Source organism: Pseudomonas sp. GW822-FHT04C11 (genome assembly GCF_058800905.1).
In genome coordinates this window covers 24,981-50,662 of the sequence record NZ_JBXAMS010000004.1, presented here as the reverse complement: position 1 = coordinate 50,662, position 25,682 = coordinate 24,981, and the positions used below count along the sequence as shown (strand labels likewise).

The window sequence follows — 25,682 nt, the reverse complement described above, 5'->3', positions numbered from 1 at the left end:
CTACCAATCAACCGCCCCACTGACCGCCTTCGACTCTGCTATCGGGGTATTTAAGAAATGAAAATCCGAATTCACAAACTCCGCAGGATCGATGCCGACCGGGGCGACAGGCAAAACAGTTTCTTCAGGCATGACTGTTCCTTTACCGCTATAGCGGCTGACTTTGAAGGGGGGGATTCAGTGGTAGCGCTGCAGCCGAATGATCAACCTGATGATCGGTTACAGCCTCATTCGCACTGTCAACAACGAGCAGGGTCTTGGCAAAAAATGTGCCCATCAACTACAAATGAATAGATGGGTAGCCAGTTCTACGTTTCGGGCTTGTTTGATGGGCTTTCTAATAGAAAGGGAATTTATATGTCATATGAAGGCGTAACTCGAGAAAAATTCTTTACTGTTTTTCCAAAAATTGAAATACAGAAGGTTAGTCATAGTTGTTGGGCTGCGAGTTTTTCGGTATTGATGAGACTAAATGGTGTGCAGGTTTCGGAACAGGCTGTGATTGGTTTCTATCCTGAGTGGGTTTATGATGGTATTACCTTTGATCAGTTGTATAGTCTTGCTGAATATTATAATAAGTTTCATTTTTCAAAGGAGAGCGGACTTGTACATGGCGTGCGCGAGATTAAGGCCTATAAAAAGCTGGAGCCGATTTTGCAGTATGCAGGTCAGTATTCAGGTTTTTTGGTTTTTGTTAAGCAGCACTATGTAGTGGTGCTTGGCTATGATGCTGCTGCTAGTACAATTGATTATTATGATCCTTGGTTCGGAGTTATTGAGACGTGCGATCTACAATATTTTTTGAAATGGGGTACTCAGCACACATTAGTAGTTGCTGGGGATTAATATTTGAGTTGTAGATGTTTACGGGCGTCGTCTGGCTTGTTCGAGAATAAAGGGGCGGACTCATTCGCTGGTGGTACCAGCTGGGTTACGGTCGCGACAACGAATCGGTAAAGATGCTGCGGATATCAAGCTTTCGGTTTCCTGTGGGCATGGGACGTCCTATGCCGGGCCATGCCCCGACAGTGGAGTGCTACGATGCGGTCACCTTAAAGAGATCACCACATGACCAAGCATGATATTTATGACGAGCACGAAGGATTTCGGCTCTGGAACTACATGGAGTGCGAAACACTGGAGAGCGGCCAGGAGGTCTGGCGGATCAATGTCGAGGTGAAGCGCGTTGATGAGGTGGTGATTCCGGTTGTGGCCGGTGACCAGACTTACGCTGACCGCGGGCTGGCGCAGGTAGCGGGCCGGGAGCAGGGGGCGTGGATGGTTGCTGAGCGAGGTCTATAGGTTTTCTGTGGGTACGGGGGAGTCCTACACTCTGCTGACGCACCAATGAAGTGTCGGCCATGAATGTTGATGAGTTTGTGAAAAAGGTTTTCGAAATTGCGGATGAGCTTGAGTATTGCGTTGAGCTGCGCCGCCCGGGCAGAAGCATCTGCTTCAATAAGACCAGCGACAAGTGGCTGAGTGAACATCACATCCGGGCACTGTTTCCGGCGATCCTTGATCCCGAATTGTCTGATCGGGATATTAGGCTCTGTACGAGAACTACCTGATCGCCACTCGGCGACTTTTCGTACAGACCCTGGCAAGCAGAAGGTGGGTCAGTGCACCAATGATGGTTGGGTAGCGACCGAGACGGTGAAGGTCACGACAAACAGCACGACGAGCGCCCAGAACATCACCATAACTGTCAGCATGACGACCTTCAGGCTTTGATAAAGCCAGCGCAACCAATGGCCTTCGGGTTTTGCTTCTGAGCGGGTTCTGAGTACGCCTTTCAAATAGAAGCCGAGGAGGGCCAGCAGTGCGCCATCAATGAACAGCGCAGGCAGGCCGGCTTCGGGGAAAATGCTTCCCCACCGATAGAATGACGACCGGCTCAGGAACACCACATAACAAATCAGGCTGCCGTAGGGGACGGCTCTCCACCATTTACCGGCCAGCGCTCCGACCATCAGGCACATAATCACCATGAACGGGTTGAGGAGAATATTGATCATCCACTCCAGTACATTGGGGAAGTAGTTCGGGGAATGGATGCTGCGCCAGATGTGTTCAAACATTGTTCAGGTTCCTGCCTTCTATGAAGTAAGTGTTGCTTCGGTGCTTCCGTGCCGCTGCATGGTATCGGCGTATTGTCGGGTTACATAAGTCCTGTTGTGTAAATTAGGGTCTGTACGAAAAGTCGCCGAATGTCTCAAGGGAGCCCACCAGGGCTGTCGAGTGAGTTCAGCTCGCCTTGGTGATAAATGGGTGATTGATACAGGGCTTATTGATTTTGATGTGGTGTGACTCTGGCTATGCTGGCTCAACGATCTCGTCACCAGGGTCGCGCTTCAGCTCTGCCAGGCTCTTATTCCGAAACATTCGCGCCACGTTTTCGATTATCTGCACTTTGTGGCGCGGACTCTCGATTGCCTGGTATGACAGAGTCGGTCCGAGCGCATGGCTGTCGCTGCGGGCTTCGCAATTGCGGCAACTGCTGGAGCGGCTTTCATCGGGGAGGGCGTTGGTGCTGGTTGTGCAGGTGCTGGCTCGATGGGCGTGCAGCCGAACGATGTGATCGATATCAAGAACCCGGCGACCCTGCGCGCGGTGATGCTTGGGATCATTGTTCACGAAAACAGCGGGAGTCCCTATCCGGATGCCGTGTTCGAGGAAGGGCTGCGCAGGGCGTTGCTGTGAATGCCTCGGTGTGTGTCAGTCCTCATCGACGCAGCGGATTCAGCCAGTGGTTGCGCAGTGCCAACCGCTACCGGCGCCGGCAGTGTGGTTCATGAAGGAGCGCGCGCCCGACTTGCCCCAGCGCAGGGGGTTGTGTTGGGTCGACAGAACACCAAAAATAGACAGTATTGTAGCGACATGCAGTTTTGTAATCTTGCTCAATAGATAGAGCCTTCTGTCACAAAATTACTCAGCATTTAAGGAGCGGTATGAGCATAGGGATAACGCTGCGCGAGCTTGAGCTTGGCGACATTGACGATCAGTATCTGTCTTGGTTCAACAATGATGACGGGCATTTGAATTACTTTACTGGGTCCGGCCGTGTATTCACGAAACAGATGATCACGGAAGATTACAGAAAAGGAGTCGAGTCAGGCCTGTGGGCTTATTTTCTGATTGAGAGTGATAGTGGAGAAAAGATAGGGAACGTGAAAATAGGTCCAATGGACCTGAAAAATAAGACTTCAGACCTTGTGTGTTTGATCGGGAATCGAAAGTTTATTGGTCAGGGGGTTGCTAAAAAAGCCATCGCCTTAGCTAATGAAATCGCCTTTTCAAGATTCGATATCCGACGTCTTCAGGGAGGGATGCTCTCGGGAAATATTGCGTCGATAAAAGCGTACACCGCAGCCGGCTGGGTTGTTGAGGCCACGTTGAATGGCTACTACTGGGTAAACGGCGAGGCCGTGGATAGAGTATGCGTGTCATGCTTGAATCCAGAGTATTTTCCGAAGGGGTGAGTTGTATTGCGCGATGCCCGGTCGGCAGGACGCCGGGGGTATCGCTTGAGGTGAGGGCGTTGCCATGTCCAGGGGACTGTCAGATATTTTGTGTGCGGGCCGGTAACGGCCTGCCGTCAGGCAGGCCGTGCTTTTACCAGGTCGGCCTGATAAATCGATCTCCGTACAGAATCGCAAATTGATTCATCGCGCTTTTCCAGTCATGTGCCGCTGAGCCCCAGTTTGCGGTGATATTGCGTAGCCCATGGAGTCACTCTTTCTTGAACTTGATGTCACCGGCGCTGGCAACGAAATGGTTGCAAGTGGGCGGGTTGGGTGGTGATACCAAAGGCCTCAACCGCAGGTCGCAGCACTTATGGAGTTGCTTGCTGCCAATCACCAATTAGCTCCTCCGTCCCTTGCTTGTCTACGCGGTAGACCTTCCCGTCTCGAACTAATTCGGCATAACCTTCAAAGAAAAAAGCGCGCTTGTCATAGCGCATAGGGATTATGACCTTGCCAGCTTTATCAATGAACCCCCATTTACCATCGATTGCCACTGTGAAAAGATTATCATTGAGGTATTTTCCGGCCCACACATTATAAGCAATTTGATCATAATTTAACGGCGTTAACTGATTGCCTTTCATGTCGTATATCATGCCGTCGCGTGCGCCTTTAAAGGCAATTATAACCCCTTCGGAAATAGATGGTTTGGTCCTAAGTACTGGCTCAATTATGTTGCGCCCTGCAGTATCAATAACTCCCCAGCCATGTTCTCCCTTTACTATCGCAAGGCCTCCGTGCTCGTCTCTGAAGTAGTCTATCTCTTTATACAGAAGAGAGATAACTATATTTCCCTTTGCGTCTAGATATCCGCACTTGCCTTCAGTGCAAACACCAACAAGTCCATGATTGAAATTCAAACCTTTATCATACTCGAAGGGTATAGCGATTCCCCCGTTCTGATCGATATAGCCTATCTTCTTGTCTATTCTTGCAATGCTTATACCTCCCTTAAATAGCAATACATTTTTGTAGATTGGTGGAATCACAATCACACCATTCTTATCTTTAGCCCCCCAGCTTCGATTCAGCTCAAAGGGAATCGGATACTCGTCAGCATTATTATTTCCAGCAGATGCGTGGCTGGAAAAAATGCAAAAAACAAAAAAATACAAACCCCATATCACTCGTACAGCAACCATAAATTTGATTCCATTCCAAAATTTTCGGGTTAATTCGGGAGACTCTGAAGGGGTTTAAGACACTGCGTTCCGCCTCCGTGAATGCTTGGGTGGGACGGCAAAACCCAACCAGTGCTCCGGATGACCCAACCGAGACAGCAACGTGCCATGGAGCAAGCTTACCGCGCTCCAGCAGGCAGGGCAGCGAAAATCAGGGCGTCGTTCATTGATACGCTGCATGTGAGGCGAGCCACACTTCGAGCAGACCGCCTACTATATCATCCATGCTGAGGAACTTCGGCGGCACCCGACAGGACTCGGGGATGTGGAGTGTCTAGGTGCGGGTGTCTGGTCAGGCTCGCGCCTTGGTTGCGCACATTGCCAATCGCTGCGCTGACCTTGAACCATTCGAAGTCCTCAGGCGGCTCTCCCTGTTGAATCATCATATGCTCGGCGCGTTCCTTGGGTGTGGCCGGGTCGAGCCAATCCCGTGCCAGTTCCGGCGCAAGCACCAACGGTCGCCGGTCATGAATGTCGACCATGCCGCCGGCGCTGTCGGCGGTGATGATCACAAAGCCGTCGTGCTCCCCAGGGCCTTCATCGCTATCGGGAAACTGGCCGATGGAGGCACACAATATCGGTGAACCGTCCCGGTGCCGGATCAAATAGGGTTGCTTCTTCGGTCAGCCTTCGTCGACCCACTCAAACCAGTTGTCGATGGGTGTGATGGCGCGTTTGGCCAGGTCGCCCGAAAGAATGATCCGTGCGCGACTTTCTCAACCCTGACATTGATCGGCGCGGCGCGATCCTTCGCCCAGTGCGGGCCTCACCCCCAGCGCACCCGGTCAGCGTGCAGAGTGTCGCCTTCGAGATGGAACAGGGCGACCTGAGTCGATGGCGCGACGTTGTACCGCTCGAGGCCTGATCGCCTAGGGTGTTGACCAGGGCGTTAGGCATGCTCAGCGCCGCAACGAAGTCGTGGATTCCTCTGTACTGGGAAAGTCTTCCGCACATTGGCAAAGTCCTCCAGTGGAGGTTTCAGCTTAGCTGAGTCTGGAACTGCTCATCTCCGTGAAAAACCGGTACCGGCTCTGAGAGCGTTGATCATGGCGGAGCGCACCGCTGACTTGCGCCGGCCATGTTTCATGGCATATCGATGGACGATCCGATTGTTGTTGACGCTCCAGAAAGCACATCGTAAATTATTGGGAACGATCATTCCAATTGTATGGATTAGCATGCGCACCAAGGAATTTGAACCCGACGAAATCGCCGATGCCGCCATGCGCGTTTTCTGGGAGCGCGGCTATGCTGCGACCTCTGTGCAGGATCTGGTCGAAGGCACGGGGCTGTCGCGCAGCAGTCTCTACAGCACGTTTGAGAGCAAGCAGGGGCTCTATCAACAGGCGCTGCGCCGATACCAGGCAATAACTACGGCCAATGTGGAACTGATGGCCGGCCCCGGTTCGACAAAAGATGTGATCCAGCAACTTCTGATGCGCATTGTGGAGGACGAACTGGGCGATCCACAGCGCCGCGGCTGCCTAGTTGCCAATGCGACGCTGGAGCTGGCGGGTCATGACGAGTCAGTGGCCGAACTGGTGGCCCATAACTTCCAGCGCCTTCTGAAGGCGCTGGAGAAACTGATCATCCGGGGGCAGCAATCAGGCGAGATTGCTGCCGAGAAGAACCCGCGTGCGCTGGCCCGTTTCTTTGTCAACACCATGCAGGGGATGCGTGTACTGGGCAAGGGCAGCCCTGCGCGGCAGCGTCGCCAGTGCCTACTGGATGTGATCGACGTGGCGCTCAATACGCTATAACCACCCACCCGCCATCCTGGTGCATCGGAGTGCACAGGGATGGCGGGTTTTGTTTGATCTAAATTGGAATGATCATTCCAGTTAGGGGGTCTTCATCCGCTATCAAAAGGAGTTCATGTGAGCATTAACCAGAAAACCACCATCGCTATCCTCGGCACTGGCCTGATCGGCGCTCCCGTAGCGCGCAATATGCGCAAGCGGGGGTTCACCGTGCATGCCTGGAATCGCACCGCCGCCAAGGCACAGGCTTTGGTGGATGACGGAATCCTGGCATTCGACAGCCCGGCCGATGCTGTAAGGGGGGCCGACATCATCGTGACTGTACTTAAGGATGGTCGCTGCGTTCAGGAAGCCATACAGGCAGCGGCACCGGCCTTGAACAAGGCCGCCGTCTGGCTGCAATTGAGCACCGTTGGTATCGAGGCCATCGAGACGCTTTCCTCGTTGGCCGAGCAGTATGGATTGGTGTTCTATGACGCTCCGGTGCAAGGCACTCGCCAGCCAGCCGAACTAGCGCAACTGATCATTCTGGCGTCTGGTCCGGTCGAGCAGCGCGAAGTCGTTCAGCCAGTCTTTGATGCTATCGGCAAACGCACCTTGTGGGTGTCCGAGCACGCGAGCGCTAGCAGCCGCTTGAAGCTCGCCCTCAACAACTGGGCCTTTGCGCTGACCCACGGGCTCGCAGAGAGCCTCGCGCTTGCCAAAGGGCTGGGCGTCGATCCGGCGTTGGTGGTGGATGTGGTCACGGGCGGTCCGATGGACAGCAGCTATTTCCAGGCCAAGGCCGCCACCATCCTGGCCGAGGAATACACCGCTAGTTTCTCCATCGTCAATGCAGTGAAGGACGCGAGATTGGTGGTCGAGGCAGCCGCCCAAGTCGGTGTGCGGATGGATGGGGCGCAGGCCGGTCTTTGCCGCTTCGAGCGTGCGCTGGAAGCTGGGCACGGCGCCAAGGACATGGCCGCGTCCTATCTCGCCTGATATACATAAGGAGAACACCGTATGAGCATCCGAAATCAAGAAACTCCCGTAACCGTTCATGAGGCAATCGCTGTAGGGCTACCTGTCTGGAAGCTGCTGGCGTTCACGATGGCGGGTTTCCTTGCCATCATGACCGAGACTATGCCAGCCGGTCTGTTGCCGCAGATTGGCGAGGGCCTGGGTGTCTCCGAAGCCTTGGCGGGCCAGTTAGTGACCCTGTATGCACTGGGGGCGGTACTGGCCGCAATCCCGATCATCGCCGCCACACGCAGTTGGAGCCGCAGGCCGTTGCTACTGCTGGCCATTGGCGGTCTGCTGGTCTTCAATTCCGTCACGGCTTTGTCCGCCCACTATGAGCTAATCCTGGCAGCGCGCTTCGTCGCTGGTATGGCGGCCGGCGTGATATGGGGGCTGCTGGCCGGATATGCACGGCGCATGGTGCCCCAGCACCTGCAGGGACGAGCACTGGCAATAGCGGGCGTTGGCCAGCCCATTGCCTTGGCCATCGGCGTGCCGTTGGGAACGTGGCTGGGCACCTTGTTCGATTGGCGAGGCGTGTTTTGGATCATGTCGGCGTTGTCGCTACTGCTATTTGCCTGGGTGCGGTTGGCGGTGCCGGACTTCGCAGGACAGTCCGCCAGGCAGCGCGTGCCGATCCGACGCATCTTCCTGATGCCCGGCATCCGTCCGGTACTGCTCGCGCTATTCGCGTGGATATTGGCGCACAACGTTCTCTACACTTACATCGCGCCCTTCCTGGCGTCGGTGGGGCTTGGGCATCGGGTGGACGCCGTGCTGGCGTTGTTCGGTGTGGCCTCCATTATGGGAATCTGGATCACCGGCGTGCTGGTGGATCGCTGGCTGCGCACACTGACCTTGCTGAGTCTGGCCGTGTTCACCGTAGCGGCACTGATGTTGGGTTTCTCGGGCGGCTCGGCGCTGGTGGTGCTACTGGGCGTTGCGACATGGGGTCTGACCTTTGGCGGTGCACCGACGTTGCTACAAACCGCTCTGGCTGATACGGCTGGCGAGGGGGCCGATGTGGCGCAATCCATGCTGGTGACGGTCTTCAACCTGGCTGTGGCCGGTGGCGGCGCGGTGGGCGGTGTCTTGCTAGAGCGTCTCGGGCCTGCGTCTTTTCCGTGGGCATTGGCCGTGTTGGCGTTGCTGGGCCTGTCGGTGGTCTGGTCGGCCGGAGTGCATGGCTTCCGGCCAGGCCATCGCATCGCTGCTTCTTGATCGAAGGCATCCCGTGTAAAGGACCGCGATGAATACTTAGCACGATGTGGTGTGACGGCTCTTGCGCTGATGATTTTTTTGAGGGGGGGCGACGTATCTGGTGGCTTCGGAATGGTTGCCACCGGATCGGCCCATCACGACGTTACTCTTAATCCTACTGCCGGTAAGTGTGCTGCTGTCGCTGCTCACCTGGCATCTGCCCGCACCTAGTGATTGCAGGCGCCTGGGCGCGCTGTTGGCATTGAACGTCACTCTGCTGCCATCAGCACCGCAAGCGCCATTTTGATGAACTCCTCATTCCGGTCGATCGTGTCCAGGGCGCCGCATAAGTTGTCGACGGCGTTGGCCGAGCCACTCCGCTCAACCCGGTTAGATAGCCTCAGGATGGCTGACTCTAGGGCGAGTTGGTTTTCGTTGATATTGAACTGCAGGGAAGGAAGCAGGTCTGATTTTGGCATCGCGAATCCTCCGTGGAGGCTTTAGCTTCGCAGATGAAATATCGTGTTACACGACGGGGAAATGGAGCGGTCGAGGGAGGGGGCGGAAGGGCTGAAAAACGGGCTTAGTTCTGGAGCACTTCCAAAATAGTTCTGGAACACATGCCGAGCGCCGAGATTTTCACCAAACCCCAGAAACGACAAAGCCCTGAATAATCAGGGCTCTAACGTACAAATATGGCGGAGGCGATGGGATTCGAACTCATGGACCTGTTACAGTCGACGGTTTTCAAGACCGTTGCCTTAAACCACTCGGCCACACCTCCGTATTGCGTTGCGGGCGCCATAATACCTGAATGAAACACACTGTCAAACTCTCTGCGTAGCTTGTTACAGAGCGTCTGTTATGATCTTTGCGACTGAACGTTTCAAACCAACAGGAGTGTCGCCATGCGCGAACAGGATTACGCAGTTAATAACAGCGTGCAGGCTGAGCAGCTAGAGGTTAGCCGCGTCCTGCGCAACACTTACGGCTTACTCGCCCTTACGCTCGCATTCAGCGGTGTGATGGCGTTCGTCGCTCAGCAGATGCGTGTCGGCTACCCGAACGTGTTTGTGGTGCTGATCGGCTTCTACGGGCTTTTCTTTCTGACCAACAAGCTTCGTGACTCGGCCTGGGGCCTGGTGTCGGCGTTTGCCCTGACCGGTTTCATGGGGTTCCTGCTGGGCCCGATTCTCAACCGTTACCTGGGCATGCAAGGCGGCGCTGAAGTGGTCAGCTCGGCTTTCGCGATGACCGCACTGGTATTCGGTGGTTTGTCGGCCTATGTGCTGATCACCCGCAAGGACATGAGCTTCCTCGGTGGTTTCATCACCGCTGGTTTCTTCGTTCTGCTGGGCGCGACGCTGGCGGGCATGTTCTTCAAGATCAGCGGTCTGCAACTGGCGATCAGCGCAGGTTTCGTGCTGTTTTCTTCGGTCTGCATTCTGTTCCAGACCAGCGCCATCATTCATGGTGGCGAGCGTAACTACATCATGGCGACCATCAGCCTGTATGTATCGATCTACAACCTGTTCGTCAGCTTGTTGCAGCTGTTCGGCATCATGGGCCGCGATGACTGATCGCCAGCCTTGAGCAAAAAACCCGCTACGGCGGGTTTTTTGTTGCCTGGCATTCGGGCGGGGCTCACTCGGTGACGATGATGCTGCCATCGGCCTGTTGCCGGTAAATGGTGTAGGGCAGCAACACAGTGTCGAGAGCACCGGAAATTACGGCGTCAATCAAGACGATAATCGTGGCGTTGTCGTATTTTTGCGCGTCGACGCCTGAGCGCAGGGGAGCATACAGTGTGCAGAAATCGTAGGTCACGCCGCTGTAGATTCGAGGGACGGCGCCGCAGTAGCTTTTCTGTTCCTTGAGGCTCTTTATGGCCGCATCGTCGTGGCGCACCACTGTCTGGATGGTGCCGCACCCTGCGAGCATCAGTGCTGCCAATAACATAGCCTGAGCTTTCATACCGCCAATCCTTCGCCGGAAAGTCCTCAATCTACGCGGTTCAAAACAAAACAGCACTCACGCCATCGGTGGCAACCGCCGTTTCACCGGGGTCTTCTTGACGATTGCAGTATTGGTTTCGGCATAGCTGTTGAGGCGGTCGAGCAGGGTGTCCAGCTGTTCCATCGAACGCACGTGCAGGCGCGCGATGAAGCAGTCATCGCCGGTGACCTTGTCGCATTCGGTGAACTCGGGAATGGCCTGGATCTGCCGTTCGACATTCTGCAACTGGCCGGGCAACGGGCGAATACGCACGATGGCCTGCAGTTGATAACCGAAGCATTTGGGATCGATGTCGACGGTGTAGCCCTTGAGCACGCCACGCTCTTCGAGTCTGCGCAGGCGCTCGGCGACGCTGGGTGAGGACAGGCCGCTGATCTGTGCCAGGGCCTTGAGCGAGCGTCGGGAGTCTTCCATGAGGGCGGCGATCAGCAGTTGGTCAATGTCGTCAGTCATACAGCCCCCGATTAGGCAAATACTGGAATCTGCCTTGATAAAAAAGGTGAACTGGCAGTTTAGCCTGCATTTGACGCTGGAGTGGCACGGCGCTGGATTGGCATACTTTGGGCTCATATCGAGGAGCCTGATCATGGATAAAACACTGCGTCGTGGTTCGTTGGAAATGACCGCCGCTATGCTTATTTCCGGGACCATCGGATGGTTCGTGCTGGTTTCCGGCCAGCCTGTGCTGGACGTGGTGTTCTGGCGCTGCGTGTTCGGTGCTGCGACCTTGCTGCTGATTTGTGCAGTGTTCGGCTTTCTGCACCCGGGCATTCTGACCCGCACCACGTTCCTGTTGGCGGTGCTCAGCGGCGTCGCGATTGTCGGTAACTGGGTGCTGTTGTTTGCCTCCTACTCACGAGCGTCGATTGCCATCGGCACTGCGGTCTATAACGTGCAACCGTTCATGCTGGTGGGTTTGGCTGCGTTGTTTCTCGGCGAGAAGATCACCGCACAAAAGCTGTTCTGGCTCGGGGTTTCTTTTCTCGGGATGCTGGCAATCGTCAGTGCCCATGGCGAGCAGGGCGCGGGAGGCGGTGAGTACCTGCTGGGGATTGCACTGGCCTTGGGCGCCGCGCTGCTTTATGCCTTTGCCGCGCTGATCATCAAACGCCTGACCGGCACACCGCCGCATTTGATCGCGTTGATTCAGGTCTGCACCGGCGTGCTGTTGCTTGCACCCTGGGCGAATTTTTCCGCGTTGCCGCAACAACCCGGTGCCTGGGCCAGTTTGCTGACGCTGGGCATTGCACACACCGGCGTGATGTATGTGCTGCTGTACGGCGCGATACAGAAACTGCCGACGGCACTGACCGGCGCACTGTCGTTCATCTACCCGATTGCAGCGATTTTCGTTGACTGGTTCGCCTTCGGTCACCGCCTCGAACTGTTGCAGTGGATCGGTGTGGTCGCGATTCTGCTGGCCGCTGCGGGTATGCAACAAGGTTGGGGCAACGGCGTTCGTAAAGTCGCGACGCAGTGACCGACGCTCAGATTTTCCAGCGTGGGGCGGTCTTCACCAAGCGCAGGCGCATGTCATTCAGGTTGGCGGTCAGTTGTCGGGTCAGTAATCGGTAACCGTCCAGCGCGCTGTAGACCGGGGTGCCCATGGCGGCCTGCGGTGCGGCTTCATCGGTCGCACGCTCCAGGCGCTGTGTTGTACCGGATTGCAGCGCCCGGGCCATGCCAATCAGTAACACGCGAACCTGCCGGTGCTCGGCTTTCAACGCCAGTTGCATTTGTGCCATGGCCTGTTCGTCGTTGGCTTCGGGGCGGGTGTTGGCGAGGATTTCCAGGGTGCTGATACACATCCGTAAATTGCGCTGGAGGGCGTCGAGCTCGGTCATGGACATTCGCACTTCCTTGGACACTGAAGGCATCAACGAGCGCAGTTGCACCATCATCCCATTGAGACGACTGAGCATCTTGAGGTAGTGGTCATCGGTGACCGATTGGCCACTGATGATCCGGCTGTAAATGCTCGCGCAGTCGCGCAAGGCACTGGCGAGTTTGTAGCGCCAGGAGTAGACCGCGTACAGCGGCAGTGCGAAGGAAAAGGCCAGTGCCAGGATAATACCGATGAGGATATCGACTGTGCGCCAGAGTCCGTCGGTCACCGGGTTATCGCCGTGTCCGGCGACGATGAATACAGTGATGGCCGACAACAGCGCGGTGTAACCACCCTTGCCAATTGCGTGGTAGGAGAAGAACCCGCAGACCACCGACATACCGAAGTAAGTCAGCCACGGCATGCCGAGCCACGCCTGCTGCGCCACCAGCAGCAAACCCACGCCAGCACCGATCAGCGTGCCATACGCGCGCTCGGCAGCTTTTTTGCCGATATTGCCGTGGTGCTGCAAACCACCGATCACCACCAACATGGTTACCGACGCCCATTCACCGTGGGGCAGATGGATGCCGGTGGTCAGCAGAATCGTCGCCAACAGCCCCAGCGACACCCGAACGGCGTGGATCAGTTTGGCGTTGCGATAGCGCCGGTACGGGTCCAGAAGCGGACGCAGCAGCCGGCGCAGCAACGGAGGCAATCGAGATGATCGAAAGGCTGTCATCGGGTTCGCAGGGTGTCCTCGGTGTGCGTGCTAGAAAATATAGTCGGTGGTGAGGAAACTCGACTCCCGTCCGCGGATGATGTCGCTGATCAGTTCCTTGTTGCTCTCCTGGAACTTGGTCGCCACCAGCGTGCGGATCGAGAAAGTCCGCAACGCGTCGTGCACCGACAGCGTGCCTTCAGCCGAATTCTTGCGCCCGTTGAACGGGAAGGTGTCCGGGCCGCGCTGGCACTGGGCGTTGATGTTGATCCGCCCGACCTGATTGGCAAAGATATCCACCAGCCGCCCAACCTCGGCGGGATTGGTGCCGAACAGGCTCAATTGTTGTCCGAAGTCCGACTCGAGGACGTAGTCGATCACCGTGTCCAGGTCACGATAAGGCACGATAGGCACCACCGGGCCGAACTGCTCTTCATGATAGACGCGCATGTCGGTGGTCACTGGGTACAACACCGCCGGATAGAAGAACGAACCGCGTGCCTGGCCGCCATTTTCGTTCACCACGTTGGCGCCTTTCCTCAGGGCATCGTCCATCAGCCCATGCAGGTAATCGACCTTGCCCGACTCCGGCAGCGGCGTCAGAGACACACCGCTTTCCCATGGCATGCCGGGTTTGAGCGAGGCCAGCTTGTGGTTGAATTTTTCGATGAAACGGTCGACCACTTGCTCGTGAACGAAGAGGATCTTCAGCGCAGTGCAGCGCTGGCCATTGAACGACAGCGAGCCGGTGACGGCTTCGTTGACTGCATTGTCCAGATCCACCTCGGGCAGCACGATGCCGGGGTTCTTCGCGTCCAGCCCTAACGCTGCGCGCAAGCGGTGTGGTTTCGGGTGAAGTTTCTTCAGGTCGCTGGCGGCCTTGTTGGTGCCGATGAAGGCAAAGATGTCGATCTTGCCGCTGGCCATAAGCGCGCTGACGGTCTCACGGCCGCTGCCGTAGATCACGTTGATCACCCCGGCCGGGAAGCTGTCGCGGAACGCTTCCAGCAACGGGCGAATCAGCAGGACACCGAGCTTGGCCGGTTTGAACACCACGGTGTTGCCCATGATCAGCGCCGGAATCAGCGTGGTGAAGGTCTCGTTCAGCGGGTAGTTGTAAGGTCCCATGCACAAGGCGACGCCAAGCGGCACGCGGCGGATCTGGCCGAGCGTGTCCTGTTCCAGTTCAAATCGGCTGGAGCGACGGTCGAGTTCCTTGAGGGCGTTGATGGTGTCGACGATGTAATCGCAGGTACGGTCGAACTCTTTTTCCGAATCCTTGAGGTTCTTGCCGATCTCCCACATCAGCAGCTTGACCACCGCCTCGCGCTGTTCGCGCATGCGGGAGAGGAATGCTTCGACATGCTGAATCCGTTCGGCCACCCGCATCGTTGGCCAGTTGCCCTGACCACGGTCATAGGCACGGACAGCAGCGTCGAGGGCGGTTAATGCGGTGTCGGCGTCGAGCAGTGGCGTGCTGCCGAGAATGACTTGCTCATCGCCATTTTCGCCGGTCAGGTAGACCGGGCTGCGGACGATGGCCAGCGGGCCGTTCCAGATTTTCAGGACGCCATCGACAAGGTATTCACGTTGCTCGGTTTGCCCGTCGAGACGGTATTGCTCCGGGATGTCGCGGGCGGTCGGGAACAGGTTGCCAAGGATGTTTTCTGTGCTCATGTCGCTACCCCGTCTGGATTGGGTGATGCGGATAAGGTTTTTATCGCCAGACACTGCCATGAGGTCAAGACCTGTCAGCCGTGTCTTTTTCTGGAATGACGGCGATGGCTACACATCATTCTGATGCCGGTTTTGGCTCGGCATAGGATGTGCGCCATGATTAGCATTGCTGAATCGTTTTATCAGATTGCTTCGGCAACTGCTACGGAGGATTTGAGCGACATCAGCACAGTTTCGTGTCTGCACTGCTCTTGCACCTTTCAACACACACAAACTGCCGCGTGCCGGGTAAACTTCATGCCTTTCCAGAGGAGTTCTCATGAGTTACTACCAGCCGGGCATCCTTGCCACCCCCGTTCCGCCTCAGGCGCGTCATTTGTTTTTCGCTCTCGAATCCGCCGAAACTCTGCCGGCTGCGCTCGACAACCTGATGAAACTGGTGGACGGCAAGTCGGCAGTGGTCGGTTTTGGCAAGTCGCTGGTCAATGCACTGGGCGCGAAAGTAGCGGGGCTGCGACCGTTCCCGGCGATGATCGGCGTTGGCGTCGATAACCCTTCGACCCAGCACGCGCTGTGGTGCTGGTTGCACGGTGAGGATCGCGGCGAGTTGCTTAATCGTAGCCGCGCCCTTGAAGTTGCGCTGGCTCCGGCGTTGCGCCTGGTGCAGATGAATGAAGCCTTCCGTCATATGAGTGGCCACGACCTGACAGGCTATGAAGACGGCACCGAAAACCCCCACGACGAAGCCGCCGTTGCCGCAGCGCTGGTGGCCGAGGGTGAGGACAGTCCGGTGGGTGGCAGCTTCGCCGCGATCCAGCAGTGGCAGCATGACCTGAGCGGTTTTAATGCGATGCCGTCCCATGAGCAGGACAACATCATTGGTCGCCGCAAGAGCGACAACGAAGAACTCGACGACGCGCCGATCTCCGCCCACGTCAAACGCACGGCCCAGGAAAGCTTCACCCCCGAAGCCTTCATTGTGCGCCGTTCGATGCCGTGGATCGAAGGTGATCGTGCCGGCCTGATGTTCCTGGCCTTCGGTCATTCCTTCAACGCCTTCGAAGCCCAACTGCGCCGCATGAGTGGCCTGGAAGACGGCGTCGTTGACGGTCTGTACCGCATGAGCCGGCCGATCACCGGTGGTTACTACTGGTGCCCTCCGCTCAAGGACGGCCAGCTGGATCTGCGTGCACTGAACATCGGCTGAAGACTAACGCAGATCCTGTAGGAGCAAAGCTTGCTCGCGATGAACGATATCGCGGTGTATCAGACATACCGCCATCGCGGGCAAGCCTTGCTCCTACGGATCGGGGGGGGGGCGCTAATCGCTTTTTACTGTGCGGCGGGGGCATAGACTTCGCGGCCGGCGAACCAGGTGCTCAGCACCCGAGTGTCGTGCAGGGCTTTTTCGTCGACCTTGAACACATCGCGGTCGACGATAATGAAGTCCGCCTGCTTGCCGGGCTCAAGCGAACCGATCTGCTGTTCCAGGCCAATGGTGCGGGCGGCATTGACGGTGTAGGCGTAGAACATCGTCTCGCGGTCGATGCCCTCGGCGGCGTTCAATACGCCTTTGGGCCCGACACGGGTGATGGCCTGGGCCATCGCATTGAACGGGTTCGGCGATGACACCGGCCAGTCACTCGCACCGGCAATCGTTGCGCCTTGCTTGAGCAACGAGTGCGCCGGGTACTGATAGCGGAAGGCGAGCGCGCTGACGTACGGCTTGATCATGTCCAGGGTGTACTCGTCAGCCGAGGCCCAGAGCAGCTGCATCGAGGCGATCACATTGAGTGGCTTGAAGCGGGCGAACTCCTTGGGGTTGACCAGTTGCAGGTGAGTGATGGAGTGGGTCACGCCGCTTTGCCGATCCTTGCGCGCCTGCTCGATGCCGTTCAACGACTCGCGCACCGCACGGTCGCCAATGGCGTGGATGTGCACCAGCCAGCCGCGTTGGTCAGCGGCACTGACCAGCTCACCGAAATGCGCCGGATCGATCAACAGCTCACCCTGTTTGTGCGAGTTGTTGTAGGGATTGATCAGCGCCGCGCTCTGCGCCGGAAATTCCAGTACGCCGTCGGCGAAAATCTTGATGCCGGGCAGGCTCAGGTTCGGGATGTCCTGGAACTGCTTGCGCACCGTGTCCAGCGTCTCCAGATCGGCCGGGCGGCTTCGCGGGTTGGCCACCAGCAGCGCGGCGACGTGCGCGCTCATGGCCCCGGTTTCAGACAGCGCCTTGTACACCGGTAGAACGCCGACGGTTTTCTCCGTGGGCTTGAGGGCGAACACCGGTTCCCCCGGCGCGGCGTTGGCGGCCGGGTCCATCCAGGCCGTGATACCCAAACTGTTGTTGAACCGCAGCGCGGCCTGGGCGGCTCGCAGCAGGTCCGCCGGACTGGCTTTGGGCATGATCGAAGCGACCCGGTCCCAACCTGCATCCACCAGAAAACCGTTGGGCGCGCCATTCGCCAGGCGGCCGATGGTGTCGCGCTCGGCGGCGGGCAGGGTGTTGATCAGTGCAGCGTCGATCCCGGCACGCGTGAGCATCACGTTGTTGGCCCAGGCGGTGTGGTGGTCGCTGCCGATGAACACGATCGGCACCTGCGCCCATTCACCCTGGTTGAAACGCTGGGCAAAGGCTTCGGCTTGCGCCCAGTAGGTCGAACTCATGCCGGCCGCACTCAGCACATCGCCGTGTTTTGCCTTGCCGTCGTCACGCCAGCCGCGCAGACGTTTTTCCAACACATCGAGACTGACCTGTTCATCTTCCATGTTGGCCGAGGCCAGTTCGAGGCCGCCGAAGATCGCGTGTGAATGGCTGTCGATCAGGCCGGGCATCAGGGTTTTACCCGCCAGATCGATGACCCGGGTCGAGGGCTCGATCAACGCCTTGATCTGCGCGTCGCTGCCGACCTGCAACACTTTGCCGTCCTCCACTGCCAGGGCCTGGACCTTGGGTTGGGCGTGGTCGGCGGTGAAGATCTTGCCGTTGATCAATACCAGATCGGCGGCGGCCATGGCTTCCATCGAGGCAAAAGCCACGGCGCAGCTCAGGAATGTCGGGATAACTCTATTCATGCGGGATGCCTTGTTTTTATTCGTCTGGCAGCGAGACTAGTGGCTTGGCACGCTGGGCAGAACACCTGAAACCAGCAAAACCCTTTTGCCTGAATGGAAAAACCATGGACACGCTCAGTGCCTTGAAAATGTTTGTTGCGTCCGCAGAGCACGGCAGTTTCAGCCGTGCCGCGCAGCAACTGGGCAAGACCCCGTCGGCGCTGACCAAAGCGGTCAGTCATCTGGAGGATGAGCTGGGTGCGCGCTTGTTCGAGCGCAGCACGCGGCGCACTTTATTGACTGAGGTCGGGCGGCTTTATCTGGAGACCGCGCGCCAGGTGTTGCAACGCCTGCAAGAGGTCAGCGAAGAGATCCTGCAGGTGCAGCATGGTTTGCAGGGCACGCTGAAAATCACTGCGCCGCTGGCCTTTGGTCGGGCCTTTCTCGACGAGGCGTGCGCAGGCTTTCTCGATGAGTACCCGCAAATCAGTTTGCACATCGACCTGTGCGATGAGTTCGTCGATCTGCTCGAAAGCGGCTACGACCTGGCGTTGCGTGAAGGTCATGACGACCTGCCCGGACAGATCGCTCGAGTCATCGGTGAGAATCGCCTGGCCCTGTGTGCCAGCCCGGATTACCTGGCGCGCAACCCGGTTCCGGTGACGCCGCAGACCCTCGATCAGCATCACTGGCTGCTCTATCACCATGCGGCCCTGAGCCGTGAATTCTGGTGGGTCGAGCGCGACGGTCAACGGCTCAGCTTGCCCCAGCCGTCGCGGCCGCGCCTGAAGAGCGACAATTACGACTTGCTGCTGGCCAGTGCGCTGGCGGGACGCGGGCTGCTGCACGCACCGCTGTGGAGTGCCGCGCCGTATCTGGCGGATGGCCGGCTGGTGCGGTTGATGGCCGACTACGAGATTGATCCGGACGCGTTCGGTTCGCACATCCTGGCGGTGTATCCCAGCCACCGTCGCGCCACTGCCAAGGTGGCGGCTTTCATCGATTTCATTTCGGTTTTTCTGCGCCAGCGCGGCTTGGGCTAAGCGTTACGACTGGCGGTTATTGTCAGGAAAACCCGAGAGGAGTACAAATGTACTCCATGACGACTTTGACTCCCCGCCGTACCGCCATCCTGACCTTCATCCGCGACCGTATCGCGCAACAAGGCCAGTCACCGAGCCTCGCTGAAATCAGCGAGGCGTTCGGTTTTGCCTCACGCAGCGTGGCGCGCAAGCATGTGGTGGCGCTGACCGAGGCCGGTTTCATCGAGGTCAATCCGCACCAGGCCCGCGGTATTCGCTTGCTCAATCAGCCGCGTCGCCCCGAGTTGCTGGACATCCCGGTACTCGGGCGGGTGGCCGCCGGTGTGCCGATGGGAGTCGATGCCGAGGTGCACAGCCGCTTGTGGCTGGATCCGGCAATGTTCTCGCGCACACCGGACTACCTGCTGCGGGTTCAGGGCGACTCGATGATCGGCGACGGCATTCTCGACGGTGATCTGGTGGGCGTGCGCCGCAGTGCCGAGGTGCGGAACGGCCAGATCGTCGTTGCGCGGCTTGAGGGCGAAGTCACCATCAAGCGCTTTGAGCGGGTAGGGGACAGCGTGCGGTTGCTGCCGCGCAACCCGGATTACAGCCCCATTGTGGTCACCGCCGATCAGGACCTGGCGATTGAAGGGGTGTTCTGCGGTCTGGTGAGGCAAGGGTGATGGGCGCCGTCGTTGCGCTGGATACGCTGTTCAATGGCGGCCAGGTCTGGAAAGGCCGGCCCGCGCCGCCGAGCATCAGCCCGCAACCGACCGGGCATGCGGCACTGGACGCGGCGTTGCCCAGCGGCGGCTGGCCGGAAGCGGCACTGAGCGAAATCCTTGTCGCCGGGCAGGGCGTGGGCGAGTTGCAGCTGGTATGGCCAACCTTGGCCCGACTGACGACCGCCGGTGAGCGGGTGGTGCTGGTAGCGCCGCCGTATGTGCCGTATCCCCAAGCCTGGCAGAACGCCGGGGTGGATTTGCGGCAATTGTCGATCATCCAGGCCAGTGACCGCGAGGCACTGTGGGCGGCGGAACAATGCCTGCGCTCAGGCAGTTGCGGGGCGGTGTTGTGCTGGCCGCAACAGGCGGATGACCGCGCCTTGCGCCGTTTGCAGGTGGCGGCGGAAACCGGGCAGACCCTGGCGTTTGCCTATCGCTCGATCAAGGACGCCATCAATCCTTCGCCGGCAGCCCTGCGCATCGCCATCGATTCAAGGCCCGCGCAGTTAAGGGTGCTCAAGTGCCGTGGCGGGCTGGCCCGTTCGGCACCGATTGCCTTCGCCACGGGGCAGTGAGGTTGGCATGCGCTGGGTCTGTATCCTTTTCCCGCAACTGGCGCTGGACGCGGTGTTGCGTCAGCGCAGCGATCCTGACGAACCGTTGGTGTTGCTGAGCGGCCCGGCGCAGCGTCGGGTGTTGCAAGCGGTCAATGCGCCGGCGCGAGCATTGGGGCTGCGTCCGGGCCAGTCGATGACCGCCGCCCAGGCCTTGAGCAAGGCCTTTGTCAGCGCCGACTATGACGTGGCCGAAATCGAGCATTGGCAGCAGTTTCTCGCCGCCTGGGCCTATCGCTTCAGCTCCCAGGTCAGCGTGCATTACCCGCGTGCGGTGCTGTTTGAAATCGAATCGAGCCTGGGGCTGTTCGGGCCTTGGTCGCAGTTCGAGGCGCGGTTGCGCGCAGAGCTCACGGCACTGGGGTTTCGCCATCGACTGGTCGCGGCGCCCAACCCGCTGGCCGCACGGGTCCTGGCCAATGCCTACGACGGTCTGGCGGTGCCGGACAATGACGCACTACGGCAATTGCTCGGGCAGATGCCTGTCGAGCGGATCGGGCTTGAGCAAACGGTCGCCACTGCACTGTCGCGCATGGGCTTGCGCACCTTGGGCCAGGTTCAGGCGCTGCCGCGTCAAACCCTGGCCCGACGCTTCGAGGCGCAAGTGCTCAAGCACCTCGATACCTTGTTGGGCGAACGGCCGCTGGCCCTGGGGTTTTATCTGCCGCCGGACCGTTTCGATGTGCGGATCGAGCTGAATTTCGATGTGCAATCCCATCAGGCATTGCTGTTCCCCTTGCGCCGGCTGACCGGTGATCTCTCGGCGTTCCTCTGTGGCCGGGACAGCGGCGTGCAGCGCTTTGACCTGCATCTGGAACACGCCGGGTTGCCGGACACGCTGATCAAGGTCGGCCTGCTGAGCGCCGAGCGCGACCCGGCGATGCTCTTCGAACTCGCGCGCGGTCGGCTGGAACAGGTGCAGGTCGAGGCGCCGGTACGCGGTTTTCGGCTGTCGGCGCAGGACTTGCCAAGCTTCGTCCCGCAGCGCCGGGAGCTGTTCGACGAACGCCCGCAACAGTCCTTGCCCTGGGAACAACTGCGCGAACGCTTGCGTGCGCGGCTCGGGGATGAGGCGGTGCAGGGCCTGGGTTTTCAGTCCGATCACCGGCCGGAGTGTGCCTGGCTGCCGAATGCACAACCTCAGGCCTGTCCGGCGCTGCCTGATGTACAGCGTCCCGGCTGGTTGCTGACCGAGCCGTTACCCGTGCACGAAGGCACGGCGCGCATCCTCATGGGGCCGGAGCGCATCGAGTCCGGCTGGTGGGATGGCGCCGACGTGCGCCGCGATTACTACCTGATCGAAACCCGCACAGGCTCCAAGGCCTGGGCCTATCGTACGGTGGGCGAGGCCGGGCCGCTGTGGCTGCAAGGCTGGTTCGCATGAGCGCCGGCTACGCCGAACTGCACTGCCTGTCGAACTTCAGTTTCCAGCGCGGGGCGTCCAGTGCCCACGAGCTGTTCGAGCGGGCCAAACGTCAGGGTTACCAAGCCCTGGCGATCACCGACGAGTGCACCCTGGCCGGTATCGTCCGCGCCTGGCAAGCGGCCAAGGCGCTGGAATTGCCGTTGATCATCGGCAGTGAAATGCGCATCGAGAACGGCCCCAAGCTGGTGTTGCTGGTGGAAAACCTTGAGGGTTATCAGGCCCTGTGCCGGCTGATCACCCATGCCCGACGGCGTACGGAAAAGGGCCAGTACCGGGTGTTGCGCGAAGACTTCAACGGGCCATTGCCCGGACTGTTGGCGTTGTGGGTGCCAGATGCCGTTGACGCACTGGAACACGGCGCCTGGCTGAAAGGTATTTTCGGCGAGCGGCTGTGGCTGGCGGTCGAGCTGCATTGCGGGCAGAACGACGCCCGGCGTCTGGCTGATTGGCAGGCCCTGGCTGCCCGCTTGCAGATTCCGGTGGTGGCCAGCGGCGATGTGCACATGCATGCCCGTGGTCGGCGTGCATTGCAGGACACCATGACGGCAATTCGTCTGCATGTGCGGGTCGCCGACGCCGGGCAGCGCTTGCATCCCAATGGCGAACGGCACTTGCGCAGCCTTGAGGCGTTGCGTGAACTGTACCCAGCGTCGCTGCTTGAAGAAACGCTGATCATTGCCCGACGTTGTACTTTCGACCTCGGCCAGTTGCGCTACCAATACCCGCGTGAGCTGGTGCCTGAAGGGCAGACCCCGACTTCCTGGCTACGTCGGTTGACCGAACAGGGCCTGAGCAGACGTTGGCCTGAAGGGCCGGACAGCACGGTCATGGCGCTGATCGAAAAGGAGCTGAAGCTGATCGTCGAGCTCGGTTACGAGAGTTACTTCCTCACCGTCGAAGACATCGTCAGCTTCGCCCGCAGCCAGCGCATTCTGTGTCAGGGGCGCGGTTCGGCCGCCAACTCGGCGGTGTGTTACGCGCTGGGAATCACTGAAATCGACCCGAGCCGGACGAGCATGCTGTTCGAGCGGTTCCTCTCCAAAGAGCGCAACGAGCCACCGGACATCGACGTCGATTTCGAGCACGAGCGCCGCGAAGAAGTCTTGCAGTACGTGTTCCAGCGTTACGGCAGGACGCGGGCCGCGCTGACGGCGGTGGTCAGCACTTACCACGGTGCCGGTGCGATCCGCGACGTGGCCAAGGCCCTCGGTTTGCCGCCGGATCAGGTCAACGCGCTGGCCGATTGCTGTGGCCATTGGAGCGACGATGTACCGCCGCTGGAGCGTCTGCGCGAAGGTGGCTTCGACCCGGACAGCCCGGTGTTGCGCCAGGTGCTGAGCTTGACCCGGCAGTTGATCGGCTTCCCCCGGCACCTGTCCCAGCATCCGGGCGGTTTCGTGATTTCCGAGCAGCCGCTGGACAGCCTGGTGCCGGTGGAAAACGCAGCCATGGCCGAGCGCACGATCATCCAGTGGGACAAGGACGACCTGGATATGGTCGGCCTGCTCAAGGTCGACATTCTTGCCCTCGGCATGCTCAGCGCCATTCGCCGCTGCTTTGACCTGCTGCGCGACCACCGCGGGCGAGACCTGAGCCTGGCCAACATACCGTCCGAGGACCCGAAAACCTACGAGATGATCAGCCGCGCCGACACCATCGGAGTGTTCCAGATCGAGTCTCGGGCGCAGATGTCGATGTTGCCCCGACTCAAACCCCAGAATTTCTATGATCTGGTGATCGAAGTGGCCATCGTTCGTCCCGGTCCGATCCAGGGCGGGATGGTGCACCCGTACCTGCGACGGCGTAACAAGGAAGAGCCGGAAACCTATCCCTCGGTGCAACTGGAGGCCGTGCTCAAACGCACTCTCGGCGTGCCGTTGTTTCAGGAGCAGGTCATGCAGATCGCGATTGTGGCCGCCGACTACAGTCCCGGCGAGGCCGATCAGTTGCGCCGTTGCATGGCGGCCTGGAAGCGCCATGGCGGTCTTGAGCCGCACCAGAAACGCCTTCGCGAAGGCATGCTGAAAAACGGCTACTCGGAGGAGTTCGCCGCGCAGATCTTCGAGCAGATCAAGGGCTTTGGCAGCTACGGTTTTCCCGAATCCCACGCCGCCAGTTTTGCCTTGCTGACCTACGCCAGCTGCTGGTTGAAATGCCATGAGCCGGCGGCGTTCGCCTGTGCGCTGATCAACAGCTGGCCGATGGGTTTCTACAGCCCGGACCAGATTCTCCAGGATGCACGCCGGCATCAGTTGCAGATCCGTCCGGTGGACGTGGCCGCCAGCGATTGGGATTGCAGCCTGGAGCCGACTGACGGTGAGCAACCGGCGATTCGCCTGGGGTTGCGCATGATCAAGGGCTTTCGCGAGGACGATGCGCGCCGCATCGAAGCCGCGCGTTTGCAGGGTGAGTTCATCGACATCGCCGACCTGGGCGAGCGCGCCCGGCTTGATGCTCGTGCGCAAGAACAACTGGCCGACGCCGGAGCGTTGCGCAGGCTGGCCGGTGATCGCCATCGCGCGCGCTGGGAAGTGGCGGGGGTGCAGAAGCAACTTGGGTTGTTTGCCGGGTTGCCGAGCCAGGAAGAGCCTTGCGTGGTGTTACCCAAACCGACCGTGAGCGAAGACCTGCAAGCTGACTACAGCAGCGTCGGTACGACCCTCGGCCCGCATCCGCTGGCCTTGTTGCGCGATGAGTTGCGTGCCCGACGTTGCCGCAGCTCACGGGAATTGCTGGAGGTCGAACATGGGCGCAACGTCAGCGTCGCCGGCCTGGTCACCGGCCGCCAACGCCCGGGCACGGCCAGTGGAGTGACCTTCGTGACCCTTGAAGATGAGTTCGGCAACATCAACGTCGTGGTCTGGCGCGACCTCGCCGAGCGTCAACGCAAAGCACTGATCGGCTCGCAATTGCTCAAGATCGACGGCCGCTGGGAGAAGGTCGGCGAAGTCCGGCACCTGATCGCCGGACGCTTGAGCGACCTGAGCCCGTTGCTCAACGGCATCAGCGTGCATAGCCGGGATTTTCACTAGTCGTCATGATCATTCAAGAAACTGACGCCAGAAAATATAAACACTGTCATCAGTAGTGGCACTTTGTCATAATGGCGCCCGCTGACGTCCTGCACGTCGCTTATCGATTCGAATCCCCATCGCTTTTTCGCCACTACAATCCGCAGTGGCGGGTCGCTGTCATGCCGGGATAAACCGTTTTTCAGAAGGAATGCACAGTGAGAATGATCTCTCGAATGGTGGTATCAGGGGCAGCGATTGCCGTATTGGGCGCGATGGCCGGGTGTGCGACCGAAAGCTCCCGGGCATTGCCGGTAGCCAAAGTCGAAAGCGCCAGCCAGGCCTTTGTCGGTGTTCGAGTGCCGATGGCTGTCGGCAAGTTCGACAACCGTTCGAGCTACATGCGCGGGATCTTCTCCGATGGCGTGGATCGCCTCGGCGGTCAGGCCAAGACCATCCTGATCACTCATTTGCAGCAGACCAACCGCTTCAGCGTGCTGGACCGCGACAACATGGGCGAGATCCAGCAGGAAGCATCGATCAAGGGGCAGGCCCAGCGCCTCAAGGGTGCTGATTTCGTGGTGACCGGCGACGTTACCGAGTTCGGTCGCAAAGAGACCGGCGATCACCAGCTGTTCGGCATTCTTGGCCGTGGCAAGACCCAGGTGGCATACGCCAAGGTCAATTTGAATATCGTCAATATCAGCACCTCGGAAGTCGTTTATTCGACCCAGGGCGCAGGTGAATACGCCTTGTCCAACCGTGAAGTCATCGGCTTCGGCGGTACTGCTGCCTACGATTCGACCCTCAACGGCAAGGTGCTCGACCTGGCCATGCGCGAGGCGATCAATCGCCTGGTGGATGGCATGAACTCGGGTGCATGGAAGCCGGGCAACTGATCAAGGTCGATGACAAGGA

The 25,682-nt window shown here is 59.0% G+C and carries 26 protein-coding genes, 1 tRNA gene and 1 pseudogene; 17 read left to right on the top strand and 11 right to left on the bottom strand.

The features are described 5' to 3' along the window. Window positions 1-132, bottom strand: a complete 132-nt coding sequence (locus AC1RJ3_RS08000) for a hypothetical protein (protein WP_256583881.1) — start codon at window positions 130-132, stop codon at window positions 1-3. 162 nt (window positions 133-294) lie between these two features. Between AC1RJ3_RS08000 and AC1RJ3_RS07995 the strand changes: the two genes are divergently transcribed. From AC1RJ3_RS07995 to AC1RJ3_RS07985, 3 genes are all read left to right on the top strand, one after another. Continuing rightward, window positions 295-846, top strand: coding sequence for a papain-like cysteine protease family protein (locus tag AC1RJ3_RS07995; RefSeq protein ID WP_347929783.1), 552 nt, complete (start codon window positions 295-297; stop codon window positions 844-846). 222 nt (window positions 847-1,068) lie between these two features. Then, window positions 1,069-1,302 carry a hypothetical protein gene (locus AC1RJ3_RS07990; RefSeq protein WP_054596968.1) on the top strand — a complete coding sequence of 78 codons (234 nt, stop codon included), beginning with the start codon at window positions 1,069-1,071 and terminating at the stop codon, window positions 1,300-1,302. A 59-nt stretch (window positions 1,303-1,361) separates the two neighbouring features. After that, window positions 1,362-1,571, top strand: coding sequence for a hypothetical protein (locus AC1RJ3_RS07985; RefSeq protein ID WP_054596969.1), 210 nt, complete (start codon window positions 1,362-1,364; stop codon window positions 1,569-1,571). A gap of 48 nt (window positions 1,572-1,619) precedes the next feature. On the opposite strand, the gene AC1RJ3_RS07980 is transcribed toward AC1RJ3_RS07985, so the two are convergent. Next, window positions 1,620-2,081, bottom strand: coding sequence for a hypothetical protein (locus AC1RJ3_RS07980; RefSeq protein ID WP_054596970.1), 462 nt, complete (start codon window positions 2,079-2,081; stop codon window positions 1,620-1,622). Window positions 2,082-2,556: 475 nt separating this feature from the next. Between AC1RJ3_RS07980 and AC1RJ3_RS07975 the strand changes: the two genes are divergently transcribed. Together AC1RJ3_RS07975 and AC1RJ3_RS07970 are read left to right on the top strand one after the other, a co-directional pair. Further along, a complete protein-coding gene (locus tag AC1RJ3_RS07975; RefSeq protein WP_158246534.1) occupies window positions 2,557-2,703 on the top strand; it encodes a hypothetical protein in 147 nt (48 codons plus the stop codon). Window positions 2,704-2,951: 248 nt separating this feature from the next. Further along, entirely contained in the window at window positions 2,952-3,482 is a 531-nt protein-coding gene (locus tag AC1RJ3_RS07970) for a GNAT family N-acetyltransferase (RefSeq protein WP_347929784.1), read from the top strand. A 353-nt stretch (window positions 3,483-3,835) separates the two neighbouring features. Here AC1RJ3_RS07970 and AC1RJ3_RS07965 read toward each other — a convergent pair whose 3' ends face one another. Next, on the bottom strand, window positions 3,836-4,669 hold the full coding sequence (locus AC1RJ3_RS07965; RefSeq protein ID WP_347929785.1) for a WG repeat-containing protein: 834 nt from the start codon (window positions 4,667-4,669) through the stop codon (window positions 3,836-3,838). Between the two features lie 257 nt (window positions 4,670-4,926). Continuing rightward, window positions 4,927-5,662, bottom strand: a pseudogene (locus AC1RJ3_RS07960) (SOS response-associated peptidase family protein). A gap of 224 nt (window positions 5,663-5,886) precedes the next feature. Here AC1RJ3_RS07960 and AC1RJ3_RS07955 point away from each other — a divergent pair. From AC1RJ3_RS07955 to AC1RJ3_RS07945, 3 genes are all read left to right on the top strand, one after another. Further along, complete coding sequence (locus AC1RJ3_RS07955) at window positions 5,887-6,468, top strand: TetR/AcrR family transcriptional regulator (RefSeq protein ID WP_054596973.1); 582 nt, start codon at window positions 5,887-5,889, stop codon at window positions 6,466-6,468. Window positions 6,469-6,585: 117 nt separating this feature from the next. After that, window positions 6,586-7,449, top strand: coding sequence for an NAD(P)-dependent oxidoreductase (locus AC1RJ3_RS07950; RefSeq protein WP_347929786.1), 864 nt, complete (start codon window positions 6,586-6,588; stop codon window positions 7,447-7,449). A 21-nt stretch (window positions 7,450-7,470) separates the two neighbouring features. Beyond that, window positions 7,471-8,688: an MFS transporter gene (locus tag AC1RJ3_RS07945; RefSeq protein WP_493078279.1), complete on the top strand. Its 1,218-nt coding sequence runs from the start codon at window positions 7,471-7,473 to the stop codon at window positions 8,686-8,688. Window positions 8,689-8,936: 248 nt separating this feature from the next. Here AC1RJ3_RS07945 and AC1RJ3_RS07940 read toward each other — a convergent pair whose 3' ends face one another. Further along, window positions 8,937-9,146 (bottom strand): hypothetical protein, encoded by a 210-nt coding sequence (locus tag AC1RJ3_RS07940; RefSeq protein ID WP_493078278.1) that lies wholly within the window; start codon window positions 9,144-9,146, stop codon window positions 8,937-8,939. A gap of 217 nt (window positions 9,147-9,363) precedes the next feature. Beyond that, window positions 9,364-9,451, bottom strand: a tRNA-Ser gene (locus AC1RJ3_RS07935). Window positions 9,452-9,575: 124 nt separating this feature from the next. On the opposite strand from AC1RJ3_RS07935, the gene AC1RJ3_RS07930 reads away from it, so the two are divergent. Beyond that, the gene (locus tag AC1RJ3_RS07930) at window positions 9,576-10,247 is read left to right on the top strand and encodes a Bax inhibitor-1/YccA family protein (RefSeq protein WP_054596977.1); all 672 of its coding nucleotides are present in this window, start codon (window positions 9,576-9,578) and stop codon (window positions 10,245-10,247) included. Window positions 10,248-10,311: 64 nt separating this feature from the next. On the opposite strand, the gene AC1RJ3_RS07925 is transcribed toward AC1RJ3_RS07930, so the two are convergent. Together AC1RJ3_RS07925 and AC1RJ3_RS07920 are read right to left on the bottom strand one after the other, a co-directional pair. Next, a complete protein-coding gene (locus AC1RJ3_RS07925) occupies window positions 10,312-10,641 on the bottom strand; it encodes a YceK/YidQ family lipoprotein (RefSeq protein WP_103317930.1) in 330 nt (109 codons plus the stop codon). A gap of 57 nt (window positions 10,642-10,698) precedes the next feature. Further along, window positions 10,699-11,136, bottom strand: a complete 438-nt coding sequence (locus AC1RJ3_RS07920; protein WP_019690796.1) for an Lrp/AsnC family transcriptional regulator — start codon at window positions 11,134-11,136, stop codon at window positions 10,699-10,701. A gap of 133 nt (window positions 11,137-11,269) precedes the next feature. On the opposite strand from AC1RJ3_RS07920, the gene AC1RJ3_RS07915 reads away from it, so the two are divergent. Continuing rightward, window positions 11,270-12,163 carry a DMT family transporter gene (locus AC1RJ3_RS07915; protein WP_493078275.1) on the top strand — a complete coding sequence of 298 codons (894 nt, stop codon included), beginning with the start codon at window positions 11,270-11,272 and terminating at the stop codon, window positions 12,161-12,163. 7 nt (window positions 12,164-12,170) lie between these two features. On the opposite strand, the gene AC1RJ3_RS07910 is transcribed toward AC1RJ3_RS07915, so the two are convergent. Then, a complete protein-coding gene (locus tag AC1RJ3_RS07910) occupies window positions 12,171-13,250 on the bottom strand; it encodes an FUSC family protein (RefSeq protein WP_493078273.1) in 1,080 nt (359 codons plus the stop codon). A gap of 30 nt (window positions 13,251-13,280) precedes the next feature. Continuing rightward, a complete protein-coding gene (locus AC1RJ3_RS07905; protein ID WP_493078271.1) occupies window positions 13,281-14,906 on the bottom strand; it encodes an NADP-dependent glyceraldehyde-3-phosphate dehydrogenase in 1,626 nt (541 codons plus the stop codon). Between the two features lie 319 nt (window positions 14,907-15,225). On the opposite strand from AC1RJ3_RS07905, the gene AC1RJ3_RS07900 reads away from it, so the two are divergent. Next, window positions 15,226-16,113 (top strand): Dyp-type peroxidase, encoded by an 888-nt coding sequence (locus AC1RJ3_RS07900; RefSeq protein WP_493078269.1) that lies wholly within the window; start codon window positions 15,226-15,228, stop codon window positions 16,111-16,113. Window positions 16,114-16,238: 125 nt separating this feature from the next. Here AC1RJ3_RS07900 and AC1RJ3_RS07895 read toward each other — a convergent pair whose 3' ends face one another. Next, window positions 16,239-17,984 (bottom strand): amidohydrolase, encoded by a 1,746-nt coding sequence (locus AC1RJ3_RS07895; RefSeq protein ID WP_493078267.1) that lies wholly within the window; start codon window positions 17,982-17,984, stop codon window positions 16,239-16,241. A gap of 104 nt (window positions 17,985-18,088) precedes the next feature. On the opposite strand from AC1RJ3_RS07895, the gene AC1RJ3_RS07890 reads away from it, so the two are divergent. The 6 genes from AC1RJ3_RS07890 (at window position 18,089) to AC1RJ3_RS07865 (ending at window position 25,663) form a co-directional block, all read left to right on the top strand. Continuing rightward, complete coding sequence (locus AC1RJ3_RS07890; RefSeq protein ID WP_493078265.1) at window positions 18,089-19,006, top strand: LysR family transcriptional regulator; 918 nt, start codon at window positions 18,089-18,091, stop codon at window positions 19,004-19,006. 47 nt (window positions 19,007-19,053) lie between these two features. Then, entirely contained in the window at window positions 19,054-19,671 is a 618-nt protein-coding gene (gene lexA, locus AC1RJ3_RS07885; RefSeq protein WP_493078263.1) for a transcriptional repressor LexA, read from the top strand. Beyond that, window positions 19,671-20,288, top strand: coding sequence for a translesion DNA synthesis-associated protein ImuA (gene imuA / locus AC1RJ3_RS07880; RefSeq protein ID WP_054596986.1), 618 nt, complete (start codon window positions 19,671-19,673; stop codon window positions 20,286-20,288). The genes lexA and imuA overlap by 1 nt, the downstream gene beginning before the upstream one ends. 7 nt (window positions 20,289-20,295) lie before the next feature. Further along, window positions 20,296-21,711: a Y-family DNA polymerase gene (locus AC1RJ3_RS07875; protein WP_347929796.1), complete on the top strand. Its 1,416-nt coding sequence runs from the start codon at window positions 20,296-20,298 to the stop codon at window positions 21,709-21,711. After that, window positions 21,687-24,785: an error-prone DNA polymerase gene (locus AC1RJ3_RS07870; RefSeq protein WP_493078260.1), complete on the top strand. Its 3,099-nt coding sequence runs from the start codon at window positions 21,687-21,689 to the stop codon at window positions 24,783-24,785. The genes AC1RJ3_RS07875 and AC1RJ3_RS07870 overlap by 25 nt, the downstream gene beginning before the upstream one ends. Window positions 24,786-24,988: 203 nt before the next feature. After that, a complete protein-coding gene (locus tag AC1RJ3_RS07865) occupies window positions 24,989-25,663 on the top strand; it encodes a CsgG/HfaB family protein (RefSeq protein WP_347929798.1) in 675 nt (224 codons plus the stop codon). The last annotated feature ends 19 nt before the right edge of the window (window positions 25,664-25,682 follow it).

Bases quoted from the DNA above. Each gene is read 5' to 3' on its own strand.
- lexA (WP_493078263.1), top strand. From the start codon at position 19,054: ATGTACTCCATGACGACTTTGACTCCCCGCCGTACCGCCATCCTGACC.
- AC1RJ3_RS07965 (WP_347929785.1), bottom strand. From the start codon at position 4,669: ATGGTTGCTGTACGAGTGATATGGGGTTTGTATTTTTTTGTTTTTTGC.
- AC1RJ3_RS07865 (WP_347929798.1), top strand. From the start codon at position 24,989: ATGATCTCTCGAATGGTGGTATCAGGGGCAGCGATTGCCGTATTGGGC.
- AC1RJ3_RS07910 (WP_493078273.1), bottom strand. From the start codon at position 13,250: ATGACAGCCTTTCGATCATCTCGATTGCCTCCGTTGCTGCGCCGGCTG.
- AC1RJ3_RS07900 (WP_493078269.1), top strand. From the start codon at position 15,226: ATGAGTTACTACCAGCCGGGCATCCTTGCCACCCCCGTTCCGCCTCAG.
- AC1RJ3_RS07920 (WP_019690796.1), bottom strand. From the start codon at position 11,136: ATGACTGACGACATTGACCAACTGCTGATCGCCGCCCTCATGGAAGAC.
- AC1RJ3_RS07890 (WP_493078265.1), top strand. From the start codon at position 18,089: ATGGACACGCTCAGTGCCTTGAAAATGTTTGTTGCGTCCGCAGAGCAC.
- AC1RJ3_RS07915 (WP_493078275.1), top strand. From the start codon at position 11,270: ATGGATAAAACACTGCGTCGTGGTTCGTTGGAAATGACCGCCGCTATG.
- AC1RJ3_RS07945 (WP_493078279.1), top strand. From the start codon at position 7,471: ATGAGCATCCGAAATCAAGAAACTCCCGTAACCGTTCATGAGGCAATC.
- imuA (WP_054596986.1), top strand. From the start codon at position 19,671: ATGGGCGCCGTCGTTGCGCTGGATACGCTGTTCAATGGCGGCCAGGTC.
- AC1RJ3_RS07985 (WP_054596969.1), top strand. From the start codon at position 1,362: ATGAATGTTGATGAGTTTGTGAAAAAGGTTTTCGAAATTGCGGATGAG.
- AC1RJ3_RS07980 (WP_054596970.1), bottom strand. From the start codon at position 2,081: ATGTTTGAACACATCTGGCGCAGCATCCATTCCCCGAACTACTTCCCC.
- AC1RJ3_RS07925 (WP_103317930.1), bottom strand. From the start codon at position 10,641: ATGAAAGCTCAGGCTATGTTATTGGCAGCACTGATGCTCGCAGGGTGC.
- AC1RJ3_RS07930 (WP_054596977.1), top strand. From the start codon at position 9,576: ATGCGCGAACAGGATTACGCAGTTAATAACAGCGTGCAGGCTGAGCAG.
- AC1RJ3_RS07875 (WP_347929796.1), top strand. From the start codon at position 20,296: ATGCGCTGGGTCTGTATCCTTTTCCCGCAACTGGCGCTGGACGCGGTG.
- AC1RJ3_RS08000 (WP_256583881.1), bottom strand. From the start codon at position 132: ATGCCTGAAGAAACTGTTTTGCCTGTCGCCCCGGTCGGCATCGATCCT.
- AC1RJ3_RS07895 (WP_493078267.1), bottom strand. From the start codon at position 17,984: ATGAATAGAGTTATCCCGACATTCCTGAGCTGCGCCGTGGCTTTTGCC.
- AC1RJ3_RS07990 (WP_054596968.1), top strand. From the start codon at position 1,069: ATGACCAAGCATGATATTTATGACGAGCACGAAGGATTTCGGCTCTGG.
- AC1RJ3_RS07905 (WP_493078271.1), bottom strand. From the start codon at position 14,906: ATGAGCACAGAAAACATCCTTGGCAACCTGTTCCCGACCGCCCGCGAC.
- AC1RJ3_RS07955 (WP_054596973.1), top strand. From the start codon at position 5,887: ATGCGCACCAAGGAATTTGAACCCGACGAAATCGCCGATGCCGCCATG.
- AC1RJ3_RS07995 (WP_347929783.1), top strand. From the start codon at position 295: ATGGGTAGCCAGTTCTACGTTTCGGGCTTGTTTGATGGGCTTTCTAAT.
- AC1RJ3_RS07940 (WP_493078278.1), bottom strand. From the start codon at position 9,146: ATGCCAAAATCAGACCTGCTTCCTTCCCTGCAGTTCAATATCAACGAA.
- AC1RJ3_RS07970 (WP_347929784.1), top strand. From the start codon at position 2,952: ATGAGCATAGGGATAACGCTGCGCGAGCTTGAGCTTGGCGACATTGAC.
- AC1RJ3_RS07975 (WP_158246534.1), top strand. From the start codon at position 2,557: ATGGGCGTGCAGCCGAACGATGTGATCGATATCAAGAACCCGGCGACC.